At 61.2% G+C, this 24,607-nt stretch carries 16 protein-coding genes; 3 read left to right on the top strand and 13 right to left on the bottom strand.

Annotated elements, in window-relative coordinates:
- Positions 1–348: 348 nt before the first annotated feature.
- The 4 genes from V6767_RS04910 to V6767_RS04895 form a co-directional block, all read right to left on the bottom strand.
- The gene (locus V6767_RS04910) at positions 349–876 is read right to left on the bottom strand and encodes a DUF6886 family protein (protein WP_448472426.1); all 528 of its coding nucleotides are present in this window, start codon (positions 874–876) and stop codon (positions 349–351) included.
- A gap of 78 nt (positions 877–954) precedes the next feature.
- Complete coding sequence (locus V6767_RS04905) at positions 955–1,377, bottom strand: PIN domain-containing protein (RefSeq protein ID WP_448472425.1); 423 nt, start codon at positions 1,375–1,377, stop codon at positions 955–957.
- Entirely contained in the window at positions 1,374–1,628 is a 255-nt protein-coding gene (locus V6767_RS04900) for a FitA-like ribbon-helix-helix domain-containing protein (RefSeq protein WP_448472424.1), read from the bottom strand. Before V6767_RS04900 ends, V6767_RS04905 begins: the two co-directional genes overlap by 4 nt.
- A gap of 182 nt (positions 1,629–1,810) precedes the next feature.
- Positions 1,811–3,898 (bottom strand): ParB/RepB/Spo0J family partition protein, encoded by a 2,088-nt coding sequence (locus V6767_RS04895; protein ID WP_448472423.1) that lies wholly within the window; start codon positions 3,896–3,898, stop codon positions 1,811–1,813.
- A gap of 513 nt (positions 3,899–4,411) precedes the next feature.
- Here V6767_RS04895 and V6767_RS04890 point away from each other — a divergent pair.
- Positions 4,412–4,675 carry a pyocin activator PrtN family protein gene (locus V6767_RS04890; protein ID WP_448472422.1) on the top strand — a complete coding sequence of 88 codons (264 nt, stop codon included), beginning with the start codon at positions 4,412–4,414 and terminating at the stop codon, positions 4,673–4,675.
- Between the two features lie 129 nt (positions 4,676–4,804).
- Here V6767_RS04890 and V6767_RS04885 read toward each other — a convergent pair whose 3' ends face one another.
- Positions 4,805–5,881, bottom strand: a complete 1,077-nt coding sequence (locus tag V6767_RS04885; RefSeq protein ID WP_448472421.1) for an NAD(P)H-dependent flavin oxidoreductase — start codon at positions 5,879–5,881, stop codon at positions 4,805–4,807.
- Between the two features lie 134 nt (positions 5,882–6,015).
- Between V6767_RS04885 and V6767_RS04880 the strand changes: the two genes are divergently transcribed.
- Both V6767_RS04880 and V6767_RS04875 read left to right on the top strand, forming a co-directional pair.
- On the top strand, positions 6,016–6,909 hold the full coding sequence (locus V6767_RS04880) for a LysR substrate-binding domain-containing protein (RefSeq protein ID WP_448472420.1): 894 nt from the start codon (positions 6,016–6,018) through the stop codon (positions 6,907–6,909).
- Positions 6,910–7,123: 214 nt separating this feature from the next.
- Entirely contained in the window at positions 7,124–8,596 is a 1,473-nt protein-coding gene (locus V6767_RS04875) for a protein adenylyltransferase SelO (protein ID WP_448472419.1), read from the top strand.
- Between the two features lie 235 nt (positions 8,597–8,831).
- Here V6767_RS04875 and V6767_RS04870 read toward each other — a convergent pair whose 3' ends face one another.
- The 8 genes from V6767_RS04870 to V6767_RS04835 form a co-directional block, all read right to left on the bottom strand.
- On the bottom strand, positions 8,832–8,987 hold the full coding sequence (locus V6767_RS04870; protein WP_448472617.1) for a hypothetical protein: 156 nt from the start codon (positions 8,985–8,987) through the stop codon (positions 8,832–8,834).
- A gap of 6 nt (positions 8,988–8,993) precedes the next feature.
- A complete protein-coding gene (locus V6767_RS04865) occupies positions 8,994–9,332 on the bottom strand; it encodes a hypothetical protein (protein WP_448472418.1) in 339 nt (112 codons plus the stop codon).
- A 399-nt stretch (positions 9,333–9,731) separates the two neighbouring features.
- Positions 9,732–15,590: a DEAD/DEAH box helicase gene (locus V6767_RS04860; RefSeq protein WP_448472417.1), complete on the bottom strand. Its 5,859-nt coding sequence runs from the start codon at positions 15,588–15,590 to the stop codon at positions 9,732–9,734.
- A gap of 2 nt (positions 15,591–15,592) precedes the next feature.
- A complete protein-coding gene (locus V6767_RS04855; RefSeq protein ID WP_448472416.1) occupies positions 15,593–17,440 on the bottom strand; it encodes a hypothetical protein in 1,848 nt (615 codons plus the stop codon).
- Between the two features lie 227 nt (positions 17,441–17,667).
- The gene (locus V6767_RS04850) at positions 17,668–20,154 is read right to left on the bottom strand and encodes a hypothetical protein (protein WP_448472415.1); all 2,487 of its coding nucleotides are present in this window, start codon (positions 20,152–20,154) and stop codon (positions 17,668–17,670) included.
- Between the two features lie 52 nt (positions 20,155–20,206).
- Positions 20,207–22,102, bottom strand: a complete 1,896-nt coding sequence (locus V6767_RS04845) for a DNA cytosine methyltransferase (protein ID WP_448472606.1) — start codon at positions 22,100–22,102, stop codon at positions 20,207–20,209.
- A complete protein-coding gene (locus V6767_RS04840; protein WP_448472414.1) occupies positions 22,035–22,535 on the bottom strand; it encodes an IS110 family transposase in 501 nt (166 codons plus the stop codon). Before V6767_RS04840 ends, V6767_RS04845 begins: the two co-directional genes overlap by 68 nt.
- 179 nt (positions 22,536–22,714) lie before the next feature.
- Complete coding sequence (locus V6767_RS04835) at positions 22,715–24,604, bottom strand: hypothetical protein (protein WP_448472413.1); 1,890 nt, start codon at positions 24,602–24,604, stop codon at positions 22,715–22,717.
- Between the last annotated feature and the right edge of the window lie 3 nt (positions 24,605–24,607).

Below are 24,607 nucleotides of genomic sequence, written 5' to 3'. Positions count from 1 at the left end.
CCTGCCGGTTGAAGCGGACGGAAAGCCCAATCTGATAGGCCTGCCATGGCGACCGGGATCAACCCCGTGGATAACTCCCGTTTATCCGCATGGGCTTGCCGCGAAATGGCCGCCACCGCCTCGCGTTAGGGATTGAAGCCGAATGGCGGAAACGCGCCAAGGGCGTGGTTCCGGCGCAGCCGAAAGCCCGGCCCGAAGGGCAACGCCATCAAACGCAAACTAGCATCGCAGATCATGCCTCACGTCTATCGTCACCTGCGACAAAGACATGTGATATCGAGACATCTGATTTTTCCGGCGCCAACCAATCTGCCGTAGGTTTGAGGAATTCTGAGACAAGATGGCCACCTACGCCCACCCCTTCGCATTGCGTAGCCGGATTCCGCTGGCATGAAGGGTCGTTTCCCAAAGAGCTTTCAGGGGAAGCAGGCTATCGACCACACGCAAGTCCACTCCCCGAGATGTGAAGGTTGAGGGAAGATCGAACAGGGTATCGCAGCCTAGCGGCTCTACCGCCGCCCGGCTAACCCACATGCCTGCATCGTGCAAATCCTCAAAGCTATCGGTGGGCAGATCGTAACGATACAGCTTGGCGGCCGAGAGATCGGCAAATCGTTCACGTTCGACGTAGGCCGCTGCGCGATAACTGCCTAGCCATTTTAACTTGTCCGCGTCGCTCGTTTGCTCGGTTGCCCATATCAGGATGCGGGGGCAGTCGCGGGGAAACAGATACATGAAATCCACCCGTTCCTCGATGGCCCACACCAAGGGGGCATTCAGCCACTCCATACCCGGGGCGCGTTGCGAGGGCACCAGCACCAAACGCGGCTTGAAGAGAGGGATAGCGGCATCATCGCTGAAATGAAACAGGCGCATATAGGCTAATATTCAACTCCTGAATTGTCGCAGAAATCTCGAAACCTGCGACAGTCTTGTTTTCGGCGGCGGCGTTACTCAGTGTCGTGCAGTCCAGGGGTCGATAACCGGAACGCCTGCCGCGTCGAAGGCGCTGGCATCGCGTGTCGCAACCGCGAAACCATGGGCGGTTGCGATGGCCGCGATGTAGCCGTCAGGCGTCGGAAAGCCCCTGCCCGCCTTGCGAGCTGCCACGGCAAGGTCGGCATAGTGGCGAGCAGCATTGCTATCAAAGGCGAGGATTCTGCCCTCGAACAACGGCAGCATTCCGTCGAGCGTGGCGGCGAGCTTCTGCTTGCGTCGCCCCTCCGGCAGCGCGCCGATGCCGAACAGGAGTTCCGCGACAGTTACGCTGGAGATGTAGAGCGTTTCGGCAGCCTGTTCGTCCAGCCAGTCCCGCACGGCGGCGTCCGGCTCCGGCTTCATCGCCTCGGAGACGACATTCGTATCCAGAACGATCATTCAAAGCTCATCGGCGTGGCGGGCGTCTTGTCACGGTCCTGTTCCAGCGCCTCGAAATCGGCATTGGTCAGCCCAGCCTTGCGGCTCAACGCCGACAGGGCAGAGCCGAGGCGCAGGCGTTCGGCGGGACGCACCGCCGATTCCAGAATGTCGCGCATTTCCGCCTCGGCGCTGCGGCCATGCTGGGCTGCGCGCACCTTGAGGGCGCGGTGGGTCTCGTCGGAGAGGTTGCGAATGGTGACGGCAGGCATATGATGGCACCTCCTGAACAGTGATAGCTGCGATAGCAATATAGGGAAAATGCTATCACACGGCAAGGTGTGCCTGGCTATTGTTCCATTCCGTCGAGGTGATCCGGTCGCGCGGGAAAGCCGCGCGGCCGCGATTTTTCCGATAAAAGACCGGGACCGTTTTCGCGGTCCCGGCCCGCCTTTCATTCTGCCGCGACGTGTAAGACTTTGACGCTCTCGGCCTCCGGCATGTCCTTGGCAGCGGAGACTTCCTGCTGGTCGTCGATCGGCCATGCGCGCCGTTCGGTGCGCAGCACGGGCGGCAGCCAGCCCGTTCCGGCCAGAAGCCGCTCGGCCGCTTCCGCCATTTCCGGCTTCTTCCTGTCCGCGATCCGCTCCGCCGCCTCGTCGCCGAGGGCATCGCGCACGGCGGCGAGGATTTGCGCCTTGGTGACGCGCCCGAGATAGGCGCGAACCGTTGGCGTCCAGTGCGCCGTCATGTCGAGAGCAACCGCCGTCGCCAGCCTGTCGGCGGTGGCAAGAGCATGGCGCTTGTGGGCCTCCCACGGCTGTTTGACGGCATTGACGGTCAGCGAGGCGCAATGGGCGAACAGGGCCATGACGCTGGCATGGTCTAGCCTGGCGATGAAGCCCCAAAGCTCCGCCACGTCGCGCGGGATGTCCGCCGCCCATCCGGCATGACGATCCTCCAACGCCTTCGCCGCCGCCGTGTCCTCGATCCCCTCCGCGTGGTTGGCAAGGTAGCTGCTCGTCGGGCGGATGTCGAGGCAATGAGCGTCCCCGCCGCCGCGATAGAAGGTCTGCGCGGCAAGCGCATGGGTAGCGGCGATCAAGGCCATGTCCGGCTGCTCGCCAAGTGCAAGACGCAGAGCAAGGGTGCGATGCGCGGTCATATCTCGGATGAGCGCGTCTGACAGTGGCTTGCCGTCTTCCGCCGCGTCCTCGCCCTCCGGTTCATGGCCGGAAACGGGATGGCCGTCGCCGTTATGTTCGCCATCGTCCATGACTTCGCCATCACCATTGACGCGCACGCCGTCGATAACGGTGCTGCCGTCCTCCACTCTTTCTTCCTCTGATTCCGGGGCTTCGTCTTCGGGCCGGATGAAACCGCGCTCGATCCGGGCTTCGCCGTCATGGGACAGAACAACGAACACGCCACCGCGCGCAATCTCGTCGGCGTCATAGTCATGACGCTTGGCGTTGATCCGCTCGATCTCGGCTTCAAGCTCCGCGAAGCGCTGATCCACGTCCGGCGGCAGGTCCACGTCCGCGTCCTCCCATTCCGCCGAGAGGCGTTCAAGTTCCTCCTGCGCGGCGTCGTAGGCGGTTTCGTCTTCCTTCGAAAGCTCCACCGGCTGCGGATAGCTGCGGCGCAGACCATGGGCGTGGGGCCAGTCGATATGAGCCGAAACCCATTTCCATCCCTCTGCCTCCTGAACCTGCGCCGCGATGCCTTCCAGCTTTTCGAGGGCCAGCCTGTCCAGCAACGCGGCATCTTCAAAGAAGCCGCCGCGATCCTCGGTGAACAGGTCGCGGATGATGGTGCCGCCTGCCTCCGCATAGGCTTCCGCGCCGACAAGGATCGCGCGCCGGTCGGTCGCCGCCACGTTGCTGGCGGTCAGGTCGCGGCGGATGATCCACGGCTCGCGGTTATAGGACAGGTTTTCGTAAACCTGCTCCTGCCGGGCATGGTCCTCGGTGATGGCGAAGGCCATCAACTGATCCAAGGTTAGATCGCCGTCACGGTAGACCTGCATCAATATGGGGCTGATCGCGCCGAGGCGAAGCCGTTGCTTCACCACATGCGCGGTGACGCCAAAGCGGGCGGCGATTTCCTCCGCGCCCCATCCGCGCGTTTCCGCAAGCTCGCGGAAACGTTCGAACTGGTCGGCGGGGTGCAGGTCTTCGCGGGTCACGTTCTCGTCAAGGCTGATCTCCGCCGCATCGTTCGCCGTGTCGATAACGCAGCGGATCGGCTCGGTCTGCTTGATCTCCCTGCGCTTGGCGCGCAACAACTGCGCCAGCCTGCGGCCTTCGCCGACACTCACCAGATAGCTGCCGGTCGGCTCGCCCTCCGCGTCAAATTCCGGCTCCACCACAAGATTTTGCAGGATGCCTTTGGCGGCGATGCTCGCCGCCTTCGCCTCGATGGACGCCTCGCTATGCGGCGTCTTACGGGCATTCGTCGGGTGCTTTTTGAGCTTGTTGAGCGGGATGAAAACCGTTTCGCCATGTTCGGGAACGGTCGGGGTCTGTGTCTTCGTCGTCATGGTCTTTCCTTTCATGGGCTTGGGTTGGAGCGCAGCGCTGCGCTGCAACCCTGCCCGTCGGCGAGACCGGGGGGTGCAAGGTGCAAGGGCGGACGGGCGGAGGGGGATCACCCGGCCTGCACAAGCGGATCGAAGTCATGGCGAAGGTGCGTAGCGCGCATCAGCGCGGAAGGCTGGGGATACCGCCCGGCCACCCTTGTGCCGCGCCAGGGGGCAGCGCCCCCAAGCAGATAGCTCTGCCGAAGCGAAGCAAAGTCAGACACAGAAAGACGATCCCGAGCTCGCGCCGCCTGCAGGTTGTGGGTGTGCGATGGTTGCCGCTCCCCTCTCACTGTGTTGCCGTGCGGAAGACTTGCAGCGACACTGGACAGAAGCCCCCTGCCCTTCGCCTTCATCCAGATACAATCTCCGATCCAGAGCAACCGTCCTATTTGTACGCTATGCTATCCGTTTCCACGACAACAGGCTGACGGTTCTTCTCCAACCTGGCCCGCCATGTTTCACTGCAAAATCATGAACACGGCATTTCTGTTGATAGCGATGTATTCCGGGCGACCGATCATTCCTGCGGAAGATGTAGCGAGGGATTTCTTCGGCTTGAGCGCCGATAAGTTCGTGCGGAAAGTATCGGCCGGGGTCATCGCCCTTCCCCTTGTCCGCATGGAAGCATCGCAGAAATGCGCCAAAGGCGTCCACATCGATGACCTCGCCGACTATCTGGACAAGAGACGGGCGGCGGCGGTCAAGGAATGTGAACAGCTGCAGGGGTTAAGATAATGGCTAAGAGGTTATGCCTCGGCAATTTGCGTGATTCAACTACGTAGAGAGATGGCTCGGTTTCTCACGACGCTGCTCGATGTGAGAGGAGCCAGAAGGAAAATCGAAGGCGACGCATCACCATGGGCGCTAGCTCCGCCGATCGATACACGACACTTCATCGAACCGCATTTCACGCGTGAGCGTTGCCATAAGCTCTGCCGCGGGCATGGCACGCGCGAGCGGCGCACCTTGCCCCGCCCATTGCGCACCGTAACCGGCCTCGCCGCGGGCTTTGGCGGCTGCGTGAAGGGCCTTTCCGGCGTCGTAGGCAATGGGATAGTCGGGCGGCGTGGTTCCGCGAAGCGTTGCTTCCGCCAGTTCCGTGAACCGGTTGGCAAGCGCACGTGCCGGCCGGCCGGAAATTGCAGTCGTCAGCCGCGTGTGGAATGCGCCCTGCCCCTTCAGCGCCGCGCGATAGGCATCATCGGCGGCAGACTCTGGGCAGGCGATGAAGGCCGTGCCGAGCTGCGCGGCGATTGCACCGAGATCACGCGCGGCGGCAATGCCCGCGCCATCCATGATCCCGCCTGCCGCGATGACGGGGATGCCAGTCTTCCTTGACAGAAGCCGCGTCAGCGCAAACGTGCCAAGGCCATCATCAACGGCCAGAGGATCGAACACGCCGCGATGCCCGCCAGCCTCGACCCCCTGCGCGATGACGGCATCGAGCCCGGCGGCCTCGACGGCTTCGGCCTCGGCAAGGCTCGTCGCCGTCGCGAAAAGCCGGATGCCGGCGTTCTTCAGGGCAGTGATCGTTTCAGCCGGCGGCAGACCGAAATGAAAGCTGACGACCGCCGGCTTTTTCTCGACCAGAAGAGACAGCATCTCCGGGTCATCGGAAAAGCTCTTGTAGATCACGCGCAGATCGGACGGCGGCGCGGCGCCGAATTCGGCGAAGACGGGCTCGAGTGCCGCCAGCCATGCCGCCTCCCGTTCCGGGTCGTGCACGGCAGGGCCATGCACGAAGACGTTGACGTTGAAGGGCCGGTCCGTCTGCGCGAACGTCTCGTCGATCATCGTGCGGGCGCCAGCGACATCGCTCGCGCCAATGCCGATCGAGCCGAGCCCGCCAGCGTTTGAGACCGCTGCCGCCAGCGCCGGCGTCGAGACGCCGGCCATCGGCGCCTGAATGATTGGCAGCTTCATTCCGAGTCCTTCAAGCATTTCGCCATCTCCTTTCACCGTTCCGCATACATACCGATCAGGCCAGCACAAATTCCATGAAAGAGAATTCATCTTGACGTTCATTACCATTTAAAGAATATATATTTCCATTGGTTCTGCAATGGAGAATTTCGATGGACCTCGCCACACTCGCCGTCTTCAGGGCCGTCGCCAGAGAGGAAAGCATCACCCGGGCCGCCGAACTCCTGGGTCGCGTGCCATCGAACGTCACAACCCGGATCCAGCAGCTTGAGGCGGAAATAGGCGTGGCCTTGTTTGCCCGCGAGACGCGACGCATGGTGCTGACCAGCGAGGGTAAAACCTATCTCGACTATGCCGAACGCATCCTCAATCTCGCCGACGAGGCGCGCCAGCAAATCAATCCCGAAGGACCCGGCGGCACACTGCGCATAGGCTCGATGGAAAGCACGGTCGCAAGCCGCCTGCCCACATTGCTTGCCGCCTTCAACCGCGACTGTCCGCAGGTGACGATCGAGCTCTCGACGGCGCCAACCCGCCAGCTTGTCGATGCGGTTCAGGCCCACCGTATCGACTGCGCCCTCATCGCCATTGCGGCGGACGATAGCTGGAGCGCGCTCGACGCGGTGGAAACAGTCTCCGTCTTTCGCGAGCGGCTCGTCCTGCTCCTGCCAAAGGGGCACCACGCGGTTCGCTCGCCGGCGGACGTGAAACCGATGGCGCTGGCCGCCTTCGCGCCCGGCTGCACCTACCGCATGCTGGCTGAGGAGTGGCTGATGGGCGGAAGCGCCGCCCGCGCACGCCTGAAAATCCAGGAGGTCGGCTCCTATCACGCCATGTTCGCCTGCACCGCAGCGGGGACCTGCGTCAGCGTCATGCCGAAAAGCGTCGCCGACACGCTGTCCCATCTCGGCTCCGTGGAGGAGCATGAACTGATGGCCGTCGACACCCATCTGGCCTGTCGTCCGGGGTTCGCCACTCCTGCATTCCTCGAATGGCGCAAACGTCTCCTGACGGCCTCGAACATAGAACCTTCAACGAGCGCGTGAGAGACCGGCAGTCCAAAGAACGATGCCGGCGCGACAGACGCAGCCGGTCTGGTCCTGATCGTCCGCTTGGGGTTGGCCACTCCGCCTTCACCGGTGTCTATCGATGATGGTCTGTCAGGCATTGCCCTGGAAATCCGACATCGACAGCGCCACCTAAGTGCAGAATGGTCGAGAGCCAGCGGCCGAGCGGTACGACGGAAGCGATGCGGAAAAGATGACGGTAGATTTCGACTTCGATAACAGCTACGCCCGTCTCGGCGCCACCTTCCACCGGCCATCCATGCCGTCGCCCGTCGCCGCGCCGCATCTCCTGAAGCTTAACCGACGGCTCGCCGAGGAACTCGGGCTCGGCGCGGATGCGTTGGACAGTGACGGGGCTGAAATCTTCGCCGGCAACCGGCTCCCAACAGGCGCCGAGCCGATCGCGGCCGCCTACGCCGGACATCAATTCGGACACTTCGTGCCGCAACTCGGCGATGGGCGCGCCATCCTCCTCGGCGAGGTCGTCGACCGAGAGGGTCGGCGTCGCGACATTCAACTGAAGGGGGCCGGCCCCACCATCTTCTCGCGCAACGGCGACGGACGGGCAGCACTCGGCCCGGTCTTGCGCGAATATCTCGTCAGCGAAGCCATGGCCGCGCTCGGCATTCCAACCACACGGGCGCTGGCCGCGGTCGCGACGGGAGAGCCAGTCTACCGGGAAACGGCCCTGCCGGGCGCGATCCTGACGCGTGTCGCCTCCAGCCATATTCGCATCGGCACCTTCCAGTTCTTCGCGGCACGGGGCGACGACGCCGCGGTTCGCCAACTCGCCGACCATGTGATCGACAGGCATTACCCCGAGGCCGCGGACGCTTCCAATCCCTACCGCGCTCTTCTCGAAGGCGTCTGCGCCCGCCAGGCCGAACTCGTCGCACGCTGGATGCAGATCGGCTTCGTGCACGGCGTCATGAACACCGACAATATGTCGATCGCCGGGGAAACGATCGACTACGGCCCGTGCGCCTTCCTCGACGTCTACGATCCCGCGACCGTCTTCTCCTCGATCGACCGGAACGGGCGTTATGCCTACGCCAACCAGCCCGGCATCGTGCACTGGAACCTCGCCCGTCTGGCGGAATGTCTGCTTCCTCATCTCGATCCGGACGAAAACAAAGCCATTGAAGCCGCGCAGGAGGTCCTCTCCGGCTTTGCGAACGCCTTCAACACCGCTTATATCGACGGCTTCTGCGCGAAGATCGGTTTGCAGACGCCTCAGGAGGGAGACGCCGCGTTGATCGAGGATCTTCTTGGGCGCATGGCACAGCAGAATGCGGACTTCACAGTGACCTTCCGAAATCTCGGAGAAGCGGCGGAAAGCGAGCAGGCTGACGGGTCGCTGCGCGGACTCTTTGCCGATCCAGCCGCCTATGACGGCTGGGCGGAGCGCTGGCGTCAGCGCCTCGCGGCCGAACCGGGAGAGCCAGGTGAACGCCGCGTTGCGATGGATGCGGTGAACCCGGCGATCGTTCCGCGCAACCACCTCGTTGAGGAAGCGCTTGCCGCTGCTATGGCCGGCGACCTGGCACCCTTCGAACGCCTGAACGAAGCACTGGCCACGCCCTTCGAGGATAAGGCGGAATTCGCCGATTATGCGGGCCTTCCGCCGGTGCCCGAGGCGGCCTATCGAACCTTCTGCGGCACGTAAACGCGACGCCCGCGAGCGACGCAATCCTATTCGATGGACCGAGGAGCGGCTCTTTCAGTGGCGGCTATCGTTCCCGTTTCTGTCCGTCCGCAAGGCGCCGCCATTTCGGTCGTTCAATTGAAACTCATGACTTTCAAAAAGCCGACATTGCTGATGGTGTAGCCAAGCGCGGATTGACGAGCGTCAGCATCTATGCGGACAAACCATTCTAATGAAAGTTCAGTCCCTAAAGCCGTCAGGCTGCCAACTGCCCATGTCGTTCGAGGAGCCGCATCAACACGGCATTGGCATGGGTGAAATTCGAGAGCTGGCCCTGGAGCTGATACGCCCACTTCTCGCCGTGGAACAGGTTGTTGCGAAAGCGCCACACAATGATCAGCACTGTCAGCAACCGTTCTCAAGGGGCGTTGTTGCGCCCGTCCAAGACCGATCTGACGATATGGGGCTGATCGGTGGGGCGCAGATGTAGGTGGTCGAAGTGATGAGTGAATTCCCCGTTGGCGAAGTAGCGCTGCCGGAAATAGGCTAACTCTTTATCATGCTGGTCGGCGTCGAGCATGTCCGCGTCGCGCCACTCGTCGGCCTTCGCGCAAATCCGGTCGGCGCGGGCAAAATTGCCCATCACCTGGGCCTCGAACAGGCTCCACAGAAAGGTGAAGTTGAAGATGGCGGCGCGGTCGTCCTCGGGCAGCACTTGGAATCCTGGTGCTCGCGCCAACAGCCATTGCATACTCACCCTATTCTCCCATTCTTTGTTGGTTTAAATGCCAATCGATCCTCTCGCCCGTCGCGGTTATAGGTCCTGCACCGTTACGTCCGTCCACATTTGCAATCAGTCATTCCCGTAGTCCATTTCACGCTCTTGTTGGTCCTCATGGATGTAGTTCAGCCCAAGGGCGTCGATTTCGTCGCTTCCCATCAGCGTCAAATCGCATGTCGGGCAGCGAAACTCTTCACCGACGAACTCGCGGGTCAACGACTTCCGAGATCGCATGCTCATCGCGCTCCTCGCTGATGTCTTCACCGGTTTGCTCGCCGGCCATGAAGGCTCGGCATTTGCAGGCCGGGCAGTTCTCCGACCAGATCTCGTCGTAGCGGCCCTTGAATCCTGCAAGGTCAAGTGAACGGCCGCCATTTAATGACGTGCCCTTTGAATGACCTGCAGCGGACGACGTGCCAGCTCGAATGCATCGATGAGAACGTATCCTGGATCGATTCTCAGAACCCTCCTCGTCTCGTCCCGGTTCCAGAGCGAATGCACGACGACGGCCCACCGTCTCCTGGCATCGTCCAGAGAGAAGACCGGAATGTCCGGCCAACCTTGAAGCGTCGTGACCGTGTTGCCGGGAATGAACGTCGTCGTCTGCCGGGCAAGGCGCATGGCAGCCTCAGGCCAGTCTGCAAGCTCGAACCTCCCGCTCCAGTTTCCGTCCATTCCACAGTCGTGACCGGGATCGGACATCGCCCTGAGGTATGAAAGGCCGAGACGCCAGTCGAGAAGACCGTGCAGGTTTCTGTTGTTGTATTTCTGCAGGCACCTGTAGCACGACGAGCCACACCGTCCCATGTGCTCCTTCTCGGACAGGGTCTTGCGCGGCCAGGCCTGCGGATCGTCCAGAATACTGTCCAGGAGCTTGAACACCGGGATCCGGCTGCTGCTCAGCAGATGACGGCAGAAGCCGGAACCGTTGGGCAGTGCGTCGGAGATCTGAAGGTGTGGAACATGCCTGCCATCCGACATCGTGACGACGTTCGGAGCAAGCGAGTCGAACTCCTCCGGAGCGATGTCCAGCTCGAGAGCCGCCCGCTGCATCAGGATCTCCGTCGCCGTTATCGCCGCAGCCCTGACGCTTGTCTTGTCCGCATCTCTGCGCTGGATCGAAAGGCCGACGTCCATGTCGGCAAGCCTCAGCCTCGGGTTCGTCTTCAGAGGAGCGATCTGGAGAGAATTAGTGATCTTGGGAGACGCAAGCCACGCGCTGATTTCGGTGCCGTCGCCGCGCCAGCGGCTTCCATCCTCATTGACGACGTCGCTCGCCACGGCCTGATTGGCCAGCCTGAGCGTCGGAGCCCCTCGCATCCATTTCAAATCCCTTGCGTCGACGTCGGTCACCTCCTGAACCACGTATCCGCTGAAACCGTCTTCGGTTCTCTCCCCCGGATTGACGAGGAAAACTTCCGAGCGGTCTGCGAACTTGACCTCGATGTTCCTGTCGGTGCGGTGCTCATCGACCTTTCCAAGGCTGGCAAGCGTTATGCGCTGCCCCACCTTCGATCCGACAGCCTCTTCAGCAGGCCTGAAATCCGTCCGATACGCGGCGGGCGTGATGCAGCGGATCGGTGTGTTGGTCAGATCCGCATCGCACGATCCGCATTTGAGCGTATGTTCCGTTCCCTTGGTCCATGCACCGCATGACGAACAGAACCAAAGGGAGAAGTCGTCCTTTCGCCAGTCGTTGAACGGCGTCTGCGGAAGCGAAAGATCGTCTTTGTAGGGATCCGGCGCCTTGAGGGATCCTGTGAAACCGACACACAGGTGCTTGAGCTTCTCGCGCGTCCTGACGCTTCCCGGCGCGAAGTCGAAGATGGCCATGTCCTGATCGCGGTCGATGGTGTCCCACTCAGTCTCCCTGTCTGCTCCGAGGTTGAGGCCCACATAGAGATTTCTCGATCGCGTCGGCATGCCGTAAAGCGGCACGAGGCCTCGTTCGGCAAGGGCGGCCGCCAGTCCGATGTCGAGGAGCCCGAATTCATCTTCCAGGCCATCGATCTGCGCTAGAACCGTCGGCACGGACACCTCGTTCAGTATCGCTTCCCGACTGCATTCCGAAGCGGCGGCCAGTATTTCAGCAAGCTGGTCACGCCGCGGCTCTGTCCTCCTCAGCGCCTCCTCGAGTTCGGATCTCCACGACTTGTCCTGACGGAAGTATTCGCTGCAGTAGAGAAACTCCCCATGGATGTCTCCCGGAACGAGAGCGTCGCCCGCCCAGTCGTCCTCATGCGCCTCGCGCAGGAGCCTAAAGGCCTCCACGAGCCAGAACTTGCGAAGCAGGCGCGAAGGAATGTCCGGCAGCCCGGTCGTAATGAACGGAGGCGGCGGAGCCGAACCGGTGATCTCCAGCGGATTGTGGAAGTAATGTATATCGTGGCTCTTGCTCCGGCAGACGGTCATGACCGTCGAGAAGGCCTGCCCCCTTCGCCCCGCGCGGCCGACGCGCTGCTGGTAGTTGAAGCGCTGTGGCGGCATGTTTCCTTGGTAGACAGCCTGAAGCGATCCGATGTCGACGCCGACCTCCATGGTCGTCGTGACGGACAGCAGGTCGGCTGCATCGAAGAGCTGCCGGGAGGCGAACTCTTCGTCGCTCTCCCGGTCTTTCCTGACAAAGACGCCCTTGAACTGCTGCAGCCGAAGGGCGGGATCCTTGGTCTGACCCGTCAGCTCCTCGCATTTCAGCCGGAAATGAGGTTCCTTGTTATCCAGGGAACGCATCACCCGCCGTCCGAGGAAGTTGTTCTCGGCTATGAGACCGGCTGTCATCTTTCCATCATCTATCAGATCGGCTCCGCACCGCGTGCACTTGCCGAAGCCCGCATGAAGATGGACGCGGCCGCACCTGTCGCAGCGCCATGCCCTTCCGTCTTCGTCCGCCGTTCTGAAATGGAGCCTTGTCACGTCGATAGAGCCGTCGTTGCGGAGCTGGCTCAGAGACGTGCGCAGCAGGTTCAGGAAGGCGCCGCACTCCGTCTCGACGGCACTCCCGAAGATCGTTTCGAGAAGGCGTCTCAGCCTGTTCGTACCCCTGCCGAGCATGTCGTGTACGTCGTTCCAGTCCTTGTTGGCCTCGTTCTGAAACTGGTTCGGCGTTATCCGGTATGCATCCGCAAAGATGCGCAGCCATGCATCGTGTCTGGATTTTTCCAGCGTATATTCTTCCGGTCCGTAGAAGCTCGGCCACCCAAGCCCGGTCTCCTCCAGAGCAAAATAGGTCTTGCTGAACAGGAGATCGGTCGCCTCCGGGGGCTGTTCGGTATGCACGCGGCGGCGCGCATCTGCCTGCAGCCCGATATTCTCGTTTGTGTCGTCCTGCTTCCACTCGATGTCACCCTGGGCGTCCTTCTCGAAGAAGGAATACCACGGCCGCCCTTTCATGCGCGTCTTGTAGGTGTCCGCCCCCTCGATCGGCGTCGATCCAAGCTTCAGCAGCTCTGAGAGGATCGGCCGCACCTTGCCACCTCTCGCACCGCGGTCGAACTCGAACAGATCGGAAAGCGGAACGCTCGGCGGATGCCCCTTCGCATTCTTTCGCTTCTCAAGGCTCGTCAGCATTTCGATGTCATCCGCCGCTTCGGCCGTCCTGCCGCTCATCATCAGCGGCATGATGCGGTCGGTAAGGTCTTTCATCCGACGTTCGTCTTCAGTGGAGAACCCGCTGCTTCGCGCCAGAGATTTCGCGGCGCTCATGAGTATCTCGCGGCGCAGATCCCGCTGATGCTGCACTTCGACGTCGAGAGCAAGATTGGCGGCGTCCTCGCGGCTGTCGGAGAAGGCGACCAGCTTCCCGTCTCCATTCTGAGCCTTCAATGACGCGACCAGTTCGGTGGCCAGAAGCTGGGAGGTCTTCCCGAAGCCAGTCCTGAAGCTTCGGATAGGCGACTTGCGGCCGTCGCGCCGGGTTGAGTTCTGCGCCCGGAAGCGTCCCGAATAGTCGGTTCCGCATTTCGCACAGCAGTATGGCACCGCGGTTCCGTCGTCCTCGGTCGTTCTGCGATGGAAGTCGGTCTGGCCGTTCCAGTGAAGCAGGTATCCCGGCACGCTGCCCTCCTGCCGGATCTCCTCCACGATCCCGGTCGTCGGGTTCAGGAAGGCCGGAAGCCATCGGTACGGCGACCCTGCCTTTATCTCCGTTTCCGGTTCCGAGGTGCCCGGCCAGAACAGCGCGAACTCCCCGAAGTTGGCGTCTTCGAACCTGAGTGAGCCGGAACTTTCAGGAAGCTTTTCAAGTTCCTGGGGAGCCGGAAGAAGCGACACGCGCCGCGACGAACCCCGCTGGGTGTCTCCGCGCTTTCCACCGAGATAGAGGTCTCCGCAGGCTTCGCAGTAGAGCATTTCGAAGAGCCTGCTCGGGATTGCGTCGCCTTCCGCTGCTTCGTGGTCCTGCCCGCGTTCTATCGTCGGCTCGCCCCACAAGAGCTTCCCGTTCGCATCGATGCCGACCGAAGCGAACATGCCTTCGACGTTTCTCACGAAGCAATGCATGCGGAACCCCGGAAGACCCGCGACCGCCGCGCGGTCAGGACGGATGGAGGCATCGATGATGACGTCGGGAAAGTCCGGAATGGCGCGCAGCGCAAGCAGCCCCCTGGAGATCTCCGCGTCGCGGCGGCCGTAGAGCGCTTCGGCGATGTCGCGTGACGACAACGGCTTCCGACCGCCTGCCGAGGATGCGTCCTGCATGACGAAGTCGAGCATGCCCGCTGCGACCTCCGTGGCTTTGAGAAGCACCGCAGCGTCCGACAGCGGCGCAGTGCCCGGCATCGATCGGCCAGCCTTCAGCAGGCAGGCTCGCAGATGCGAGGCAGATTTCGCATAGTCCTGATCCTGAAGCGCGCGCGACAGTTCGATCAGGCTGTCCGCAGTCGGTTTTTCGGATGGCGCTTCCACGCGCACGGGCGTCCCGGTGACGACGCTCGTCTTCCAGACGGAAGTCGGATCGGCCGACCCTGCCGTGCCGGCGGCACCGAACATGTTGATCAGATACTTTAAGCTTGCCTCGGCGTTTTCCGGATCCATCGGAAGAGACGCAGAAGACGAGAGGATGCGGAGCTTGTGCGCATGCCGCGGATCCGTCAGACCGAGCCTGTCGATGAGTATTCTCAGCAGGCCCGCCATTTCAGCACCTGCCGAACCTCTGATGAGATGAAGCTCGTCGAGGACGAGATAGAACCTCGCCTGCTCGTTCTCCATCAGCCATTCGCGCGTCTGCGACAGGATTGGATCATCGACTTCGCGCACGAGTATCGCATTGAGGATCGACTGGTTGGTCACGAGAATGTCCGGCGGCGTTGCCTGCATGTCCCATCGCGATGTCAGCTCGCCGCCGTCCGTTGATGGGAATACGTAGCGCAGCTCGGGATCGGCACCGTCCTGAACCAGCCTCTGCTGGATGTCCCTGTACATGCTGACCTGCTTTTTCAGACTGCTTCTCGAGCGGTCACGACGCTTCTTCCAGGCTGGGCTGTCGGCGAGCCGCGGATGTTCCTGAAACCCGGTGACAGGCGTCTTCCCCGTGTACCGTCCGAAGAAAATGCGGTTCCCGCTGAAGCAGCTGTCCATGACGGCGCGGGCCTCGGGAGAATCCACGGCCTTGCGAAGGCGGACCATCTGGTCTTCGACGAGAGCGTTGAGCGGATAGAGGATCATGGCCCTCACGGCCTTCGGGCGGTCGGGATGCTCGTTTCGGCGGTGCAGCCGGAAGCTCCGTCCGGAATCCAGCCAGTCGTCATCGAGAGGCTGGAGCGGGGCTGGCCAGCTCGTGGCCTCCTTGGCCAAATGAGCGAGGATCGGAAGCATGAACGACTCCGTCTTGCCCGAGCCTGTGCCAGACGTCACGATGCCCGGCGTGCCATCGCATACGCCGCGGAAAAGCATCTCGATCTGATGGGAATAGGGCCTGTACGAACCGACGAATCCAGCCTTCCTGCGATCCCGTTCAAATAGGCCCGACAAAGCCAGTTCGACGAATGCGCGCCTTTCGTCAGCCGTGTATCCGCGAAGCCTGCCCTCTTCGTCGGCAAGGAGCGCTTCCAGACCGCGGTCCCACGTCTGATAGCGAGGAACGACCTCGAATATCGGATCGAGCGCCAGCTCGCCGTCCTTCGACAGGAGATCCCGGCGCATGCGGGCAACCGCAGGATCCTTGATCCGGTATGCCGTATCGAGATAGGCCATGAACTGGTCGATCATTCTGTTGAAGCCGCCGATGGGATCGAACATGTCTACTTCCTCGTATTCTGTAATTCCTTGATGAGATCGTGGTCGCCGCCGGACGCGATGGCAGTCAGCCATTCGAACTGCTCTTTCGAAGCGGAGACGAGATCCCTGACCTTGAAACCAGGCTTGCCGATTTCGGCGGAAATTGTTTCCGCGGCAAGCCTGAAGAGATCTGGGCGTTTCGATGGATCGACGCCCGTGGTTGTCAGAAGGGGCAGAGCCTCTCGTTGGCGCTCGACATCGACCGCAATGTCGGCCGGCCACGCATCGCGTGCCAGATCTGAAGACGAGCCGACGGGAACGCCCTCGGTCTTGAACGGAACAAGATAGCCGAGAACCGAACGGGGCACGGACACCAGCATGCCGTCCGTGGACGCGCTGGCGAAGCAGACCATGTTCGATGGAATGTGTCCCACTCTGCGAAGCTCCATCAGCTCAGGCAGCCAGAACTCACATGGTCCCCTGTTGATGTTGCAGAACGCGATCGGGACGATCCTGTCGGGGAAGCGCCGGGCCATCTCCAACGCATGGGAAAGCCCCTCGCCGTTCCCGCTTCGCTTGATGTCGTCCATCGATATCTTGGTCGGATCGCAGAAGACGGCATGAACCTCTCCCCCGCCCACGGCCCTTGCCACGTCGATCACCCGGCGCGCAGAACCCTCGCCCACGAATACGGGCAGCAAGGATGAACGCCCCCAAGCCATGAAAAGCGAAAGCCTTTCCTTTGAAACGCCGATGGCCCCCGCAAGCTTCTCCACCTGCTCCGCCCGCTCCACCCCGGACGCGAGCTTCGTCTGCTGCGCATCCGTCGGCTGCGGCTCCGCAGACATTTCAACGGCCGCAGCGCGGGCAGGCTCTTCCGACAGCCTCTGCCTGACGGCGTCGACCTCCCTGCGAAGGCTTGAAATGTCGTCTGCAAGAAGGCTCGCATTCTCTGCATCTCCGACCGCAACGGTGCGCGCCGCGCGCTCGATCATCCCCTCGATGTCCTTGTGAATGGCTTCGCTTTCCGCCTTGAGAACGCTTTCCCGGTGGGCCGCCTGGGCGATCCTGAGCTCCATGTCCGCTAGTTCGGCACGCTTCCGCGCAAGCTCTTCCTCGAGTCGGGAAGTCTCTTCTCCTGCCTTCGCTTCAACCTCCGCCTTCATCCGTTCGAGCTCGGCGGCTCTCATCTCGTCCGACACCGCCTTCCACTCCGGCGTTTCCGACAGGAGCTTCGGAGCAATCTCCCTAATGGCTGGTCTCGCGGCGAGGATTCCTGCAACGGCTTCGAGATCCCGCAGATCGTCGTTGGAAGCCGTACGCCGTTCCACCTGACGGATGAGCGCGCCGAGATTCTCTACGGATGGATGATCCTCGCCCAGGGTGGCCTGAAGACGGTCGGCCCATTTCTCCACCGACCGAAGCACCTCGTCGTCGCTGCGCAGGTCCGTTCTGAACGGCCCCTCCCATTGCATGCCGGGCTGAAACAGAACAAGCCCGGAAGGCAGGACAACCGCCGTCGACGGATCAGGGATCGAGAAGGTTTCCGCAGATCGGACGTCGACGCTGCGATCAAGCCTGCACGTCCCGGCCTCTCCCTTTCTCAGCCAGCTCTTCAGCCATACGTTCTCCCTGATCTCGATCGCATCGACCATGGCGCGCGACGGCAGCGAAACCGAGCGGTCCCGCAGAAATCTTGAAACAGCCTCCGCAGTACCTGACGTGTAGAGGCTGTATCCGACGGATAGCTGGGCACACTGACTGAACGAAATCGTTTCCGGCGCGGAACCGTTCAGACCGGAAAGATCCATGCCGCCGCCAGACTGCCGCGCCTTCTGCAGGATGCCCACGGCGGTCTCGGCCGCCGGCATGACGGGAGGTCTTGACGCACCGCGCTTCTTCCCGGCCTTCGGCTCCAGCTTTTCATTGAGGACCATCCAATAGGAGTCGACCCCCGCAAGCCACATGCGGTCGTTTCTCGCTTCCTTCAGAGGCCCGCCGGTCGGCCGGCCGTCTTCGATGCGCAGCTCGGTGAGCAGAACCGTGTCCGTGCCCGACGTCTCTCTTACGCGATAGATTTTGCCTTTATGATGCAACGTCATTCAAAACTCTTCTCGATTACGGTTCTCCCCGAACGGACGCACGCCGACGTCGGCGCAAATATCGCTCGGCCTCTTCGTGATGCGGACTTCAAAAACATCTCCACCCACTCGTCGTCCTCGCATTTCCCAAGCCTGACAGGCACGAGATCTGCCACCGCCGAAGCCCCCGCCTCGGTCGCCGGATATGCGTATCTCCATTCGCTTCCCGAGCGGATCATGCCAGGATTTGCAAGCGTCACGTCCGCCAGCCAGCGCGCCCAGGACGAAGGAAGATGGATCCGCCTGCCCGTCGGCGTGATCACGCCGTCTTCGAAGCCGAATGGCGGTCGGCCGCCGCTTCTGACCTGATGGAAGAGCATCGCGATCGAAGGCGACTGATAGGCCCTTTCAGGCTTGCCCGGCACGATCGAATTGTAGATGTTCGGATTGCGCTCGGTTCCCCTCTCCATCCTGAAGAGGCCGTCGGCTTCGCCTTTCGGCGCATTGAAGTAGCCTCGGGCTTCATCCAGGCGGTCCATCACGTGGTAGCCGTGAACCGAGGGCCACCCCTGGTCTCCGACAGGCTCCGCCCGGCGGCGATGAACGACCGCCGGAACGCCGATCCGCCTGATGAAATCCTGACGCATCGTTTCCGATTCAGCTCTGACGACGATCCTCGGAAGGCTCCACTCGGACACGCCGCCCAGGACCTGGACCTTCGCTCCGGATTTCGCGGCGGTGGCCATGATCCGCTTCGAAAGCATGACGGTGGTCGGCCCGGACATCCTGACTTCGAGGCCGCCCAGCAGCTCGACGCCAAGCTGACGCATGACGAGCACTCTGGATGGAAAGTTCCTCAAGAGCGCGCCGTCGAACCAGCCCGCATCCACGAATATCCTGATCACTTCCCATGGTGAAGGATGATCGTCCATGCCGGACATTCCCCTGCCGACGATCTCGAAGGCGTCCCGAAGCGGCAGCGTCCGCGCGGCGCGCGCATAGAGAGCCTCTCCTATGGAGACCATTTCCTCGCACGAATCATGCCTTTCGCCATTCCAACGGTCGACAGCGGCCTCCGGCTCCGGTGACGTGCCAGCATAGAACTCGTCCTCGCTGATATGCCGTTCCGGATCGAAAGGCTGCCGCATGATCTCCGGAATGTCGTTGGCGCAGGGAACGAGCCTGATTTCATGGCTTCCCGCCGACATCTTCGCCTTCGCAGTTCCCGAATACTGACCAGAAGGAAATGAAAGCACCGTGCCGTCTACCTTCATCGCCATCGGGCGGCCGTCGAAAAGAACCGTCGGAACGCGGCCGGCCTCGAAGCAGAGGTGCGGCGCAAACTGACCTCTGCCCAGATATGCCGCCGTCCCGACGCGTATGCCGCCATGCCATCCGAACCTGGCTTCGCCTGCAGCCTGATGCGCTTCCGAAGCGCCGGACTTCAGCGTGACGAGATACCACTCCGACGTCACTGCGCTGACGGATTTGACGACTCCGTCCGGAATTTCGGAGAGCATCCGTCTGACGACCATCCACGCCGCATGCCTGCCTTTTCTCGCCGCAAGCACCTTGAAGCAACCGAACCCGACGTCCTCCAGAAGGACCTTTCCCGACCGAAGCGCGTTCTTCAGGTCTCGAGGAATGTACTCGAAGGCAGCGTCCGGCTTTGGAATCCTGACCCTGTCTCCCAGCGGACTGACACGATAGAGCGCATGCTCTCCGTATTCCTCCTCCCTGATTTCGAGAGACTCCAGCTTCTTGATGAGCGCCACGACGTCGTACCACGCACGCCAGAACGGCGTGTCGCGATATTCCACGCCGCCATGAAGCTGGATCTGGTCGAAATACCTGAAATTGTATTCGAGGGAGTGGGCTGAACTGCCCAGTTCATGGCTGGATGCCCTTATGATGTTTGCGACGTGCCGCGGATCCATGAGCAGATGCTCAGGCATGCTGTCCCTGATCTTGCGCAGCGCATTCCTGGCACGCCATGTAGGAAAGGCCAGCTTCAGCGTTCGTCCGATCAGAACGTAGCTGTCCTTCTCCGGCAGATCGAGTTCGACCTCGTAGTTGCGCGCGAGGTAGGCCTTGAGATGCTCCCACATCCTATCAAGCCCATTCATAGAGGCTCCAGAGACACGATCTCCCAACTGCGAGACGAGCATCCTTCGGAAGTTTCGTTCTCCCGCCTGCCCTTCGGTGCCCTGCCGAGTCTTGGACGTCTGCATCCAGCAGAGAAAGAGAAGGATGCGCACGTATCGAGGCGTGCGGCCTTCGACTTCAGACAGTGAAATGTCGCCGGTCAGGTAGTCCTTGAGCAGATTGCCGCCCGGCAGGCTCAGCTTGAACGCCTCTATGGCGCTATCGAGGTCTTCCGTCCTGAAGATCCGCTTGAGATCCTCGTCATCGACGTGGATGCTTCCGATCTTTCTCGCGTTTCCGGGCGCGATGAAATACCGCTCAAGCAGCACGTCGTCCAGATCACCCTTCACTCCCTTCATTGCCTCCCCCCTTCAACCTCACAACCGTGCATAGGCGTACGGAAATTGTAGACTATCGAGGCGTCTTCCTCCGTTCCGCACCTCCGGCAGGCAAGCCCTGAAGTGGCGTCATCATGAGGACGAGGCCAGGCTCGCCCTCCACCGCATCTGCCGCAGGGTCATCGAAGAAGAGCTGCGCCGGAACCAGGCGGCCGGACTTTGCATTGCCGATCCGGACATGCCCTTCTTCGTCAATCTCCACGTCAGGAAGGTTGGACGCTCCGGCGTCGGACAGACCTGCATGAAGGAGACCTATCCGGGAGCGCAGGTAGCGCACGTCGGAATGCACGAGAAGACTTCTTTTCATTCGCGAGATGCAGCCGAGCATTCGGACTACCGCGCTGTCTATCGCATCGAGATTGCCGCTGCGGGCAAGTGCGAACCTGTACGCGCCGTCTTCAAGCGGCGGCGGCACCGAGGTTTCGAAAAGCGCAGAAAGGTCATGATTCCGAAAACTGTCCCGCGCAGCTCGCCACTCGTCCCTGCGTCGATATCTGACTGGCGTGTCTGCAAGCCTGTAGCCGTTCGCGGCGATCTGGTCGGCTGCGATAGGCTCGCCCCATCCTGCAGGCCAGTACGTTCCACCGCCGTATCCGCCGATCGACCGCTCGGAATCATTCTTCCTTCCCATGAATCTTCGCACCATGGGAGGCAGCTTGGCTCCGCGTTCCATGACTTCCGCCGTGATCCGCGCCTGAACGCCATCCTTGCCGGATGAGATGTGTTCGACCAGCTTCCGCATGAAGAACGGCGGCACGGCGTTGCCGACCTGCCTGTATTGCGCATGCTTCGATCCGAAGAACTCGAAGCTGTCTCGGAAGCCCTGAAGCCGCGCCCCCTCTCTGACGGTCAGGGGACGGTCATGGATCGGATGAGTGAAGCATCCCGACGTCACGTTGGAGAAGCCAGCGGAAATCGTGTAGGCGGGACTGTCTTCGTGTAGACGCCCGTAGAGCGTCGCATAGTCTGTCAGCCTGACGCGACGGAACCTCTCTGGGAGCAGTTCTGGAGGAATGTCCTTCCAGCAGCCGCCCTGCGGGACGGTCGATACTCTCCTCCGGTTTATTTCCGAGAGATTGGGGCAGTGATGGTTGGCCACGTGTCCGGCCGTGTCGGCGACGAACTTGTGAAATTCCGTCTCCATGACCGCATTCGAGCACCGGGCCACGCCCGAAGGTCGTTCCCCGAAGAGATCGCCGATGGCTTCGGCGACGCTTACATAGGGACAAAGGCCGCCTTCACCGTCCAGACCGTGCGTCGGCTTTGGAAAGGTGGGAGGAATGCTCCTGTCGGTCGCAACGAGGATGAAGCGGTTGCGAAGCTGTGGAAGTCCATGGTCGGCCATGTTCACGACATCGGCGAAGACATTGTATCCGCGGTCACGGAAGAGCCTGAACAGCTCCTTCACGATCACGAGATTGCGGCCGTACACGACGCCAGGGACGTTTTCCATCACGATGTTCGCCGGGCGGCAGCCCGCAATGGTGAAGCCGTCAAGAAGTCGGATGAAATGCACGAACAGCGCATTCCTCGGATCGTCCAGATGAAAGATCCCCATCGTACTGACGGCCTGGCAGGTCGGCCCGGCGAAGAACCAGTCGATCTTGTCTATGCCTGAGCGCCTGATGATGTCTGGCGCTGACACTTCCGACACGTCCCTGCAGTCGACGACTGCCTCCGGGTGGGCCGCCTTGAACGTCTCGGTCGCCTGACTGTTTATATCGAGCGCCCATCTGACTTCGAGATCCGGAATGGCCGCCGCCGCTCCTGCCGACATTCCGCCGCAGCCTGAATAGAGATCGATCGCTACTTGCCGCATGATTTCCCCAAAATTATTCAATTTAGCGTAGCAGCACAAAAACGGTAGATCGAGATTTTTCGGCTCCCTTAATAGTTTTAATTGCTGCACTGGCAATCAACACTCTGAGGGCGGCATCCTTGTCGATCAGTGCCCTGATCGCCCCGTCAACGGCTTCCAGTTGTTCTTCGATCTGCTTGAGCCGAGCCTCGTTCTGTTTCCTGAGCAGACGTTGGGTTATAGTCTTCTGCCGGTTTTTGGCGGCCGTCCTGTCCTTCACGAGGGCAAGCCGCACAACATGCAATTCCTTCAGATCATTGAGAATATCGGAATTTGCCTGAAGCATGCGCGGCTCAAGCAGCGCGCCGAACCGGGCCAGGAGTTCAGCATCGATCCGGTCCGTCTTGGCAAGCCTTCCCGCCGCTTCGGCAAACCGCCTGGCAAGGCGTGGGTTGACCTTTGAGAGCGGTAGACCGTGCGCCGTCATGAACCGCTCGAACGCCTTGTGATAGGCTCCTGTCGGTTCGTAGACGATGCGCGCCACAGCGTCGTTTCCAATCCAGACGAGGATGGCGGCAAGGCGCCCTCATTTTGGACGTCTAGGTCGCCTTCGCGCTTGCCTCAAAGCAGACATTACGTTTGCAATGGCGCTAGGCCGCCAAGTGCGCATAAGCTCCATCCGTAGCAGAAAAAGTCCGGAAACTCCTTCAATGCTTAGATAAATCACCGTGACGCTTCGGAGGGTCTCGGGCGTAATGCAGCGACCTTGACGACTAGGATGCCGTAATCAGAGGCCCCCCTGGTGAGGATCATGGGCTTATATATAAACTCAATATGTTCGGGCTCTTTGCCCGGGCGCGTCTTGTCAAGGACGAGCAACACGCCTAGGCGCGCGTTGGTCACCTGATATTGACTGGCTTGACTCCCGTATCCGGAAAGAAGCGCCTCGAATGAAGCGTCATTACTCTCCTGCTTGACTTCGATGACGATCTCACACGACTTATAGGTGTAACGAAGGTCGGCGCGCCCGCCGCCCTTCCCTTTGACCTCGTCGTCAATAGCCATCCCTCGCGAACGACTCCAGGAATGGAAGTCCTGTTGGAGGTCTTTCTCGACCGGGTTCGTTTTCACGTGCTTGAAAAGATAGCCCGCCTGCTGATTTTGCTCGAAGGAGCTATTTAGGCGATCTTCCGCGAATCCCAAGACGGCATGGGCAAGGTCCATGAACCCAGCTTTGTAATCCGCATCCTGGAAGTCAGGCAGTTCGGAGAAAGCCGATTCGACGGTCTGAATCGCCTCAATGATGTATCTCGTAGTCCGCTCCCGAACCCTTTCCATCCTGAATTGAAGAAGGGCCTCGAGTTCAGTGAAGCCTTTCTTGCCTGCCGCCCGGTCGAGTATGGCGGAGGCCGACGGGCTGGCGGCTTCCGCGTTCGTAGGGTCCGCAGATCGCTCCGCAAAGGCTCTTATGTCCGCAACGATGCCGTCATCCATGTCCATGGCATATGCCGCGATCCACTCCTTCATCGCCGCCATGAAGAGGTGATTGCCCAGGAGGCTCGTCTCGATCCTATACCGGACAAGAAGTTCGACTGCCTTTCCTTGTCCAGGACTGAACACCATAGAACTCGCGTTGTACGCGATGAGCAGTTGATCGTTGATCACCGCAGCAGCATGAAGCCATGTCGACTCGGATAGGCTGTCAGCCAGACCTGACAATCGGATCGACAGAGTTGTGAATGCAGAGGCTTGCGCCGCCACGTATTCGAGCAGCGGATCGGGATCGGCCCGGGTAACGTATGCGTCATAGGCGAAGGCCGCTTCCGTCAGCTCGGCAAGTGTTTCTCGAAGGCCGGAAAGATCTCGTGATCGGATGAAGCCTGTCAGGAGATCGATCGCCAAGGCGAAGCTCCTGGCTTCGTGTCGGCTGTCGCGCGCTTCTGCTGCCGCCGAGAAGAGGTCGCGGGCTTCGATAAGTGCCGACATGGCATCTTCCGTATTACCGGCCGCCATGGCTCTACCAAGCGCAAGAAGTCCCAACTCCAGCTTCACCTGGTCGGCGCAAGCGCGATGGTCTTGGTACGCGCGAAGGAATTCGATCAGTCCCTGATCGTCCCGACCCGAGAGCACCAAACCTGCGACCCGCGCCGCATAGGGAACGATCAGAAGTTCGCTCTCGTCATCGATCTCGGTGATAGCGGCACTCAATCGGGTCAATTGACGCTCGTGACCCAATGCGGAGAGATAGGCACCCTTCAGCGCCGCGATCCTGGCCGACCGATTGTTCGAGCGTTCTTTGAAAAGCGAGAGGAAGTGGTTGAAAATCCGTTTCGCGGGTTCGTTTGTGAGGACTGGGCGTCCCGCCATGCGAGCGGTTATGTCCAGAAGAGCCAGATCGTCAGTGATCTCCTCGACAAGGTCCGCGAGGAAGGTTTCGACGTCGGCGGCACGCTCGTCACGATGCAGCGTGACCAGATCGTAAAACAGTTCTGGAAAACTGGATGCCCCCGCTTCGCGTCCGCGGCCAAGGAGCGCGTCGAGACCGCCGAACGAGGCAGCGTCATACGGCTCATCCCGCTCCAGATAACCTGTTATCGCACTGTCGAGCGACATCTA

Source organism: Martelella sp. FLE1502 (assembly GCF_053484255.1).
Note: the sequence above shows the minus strand (reverse complement) of the source record. Positions and strands in the feature narration are given on the sequence as shown.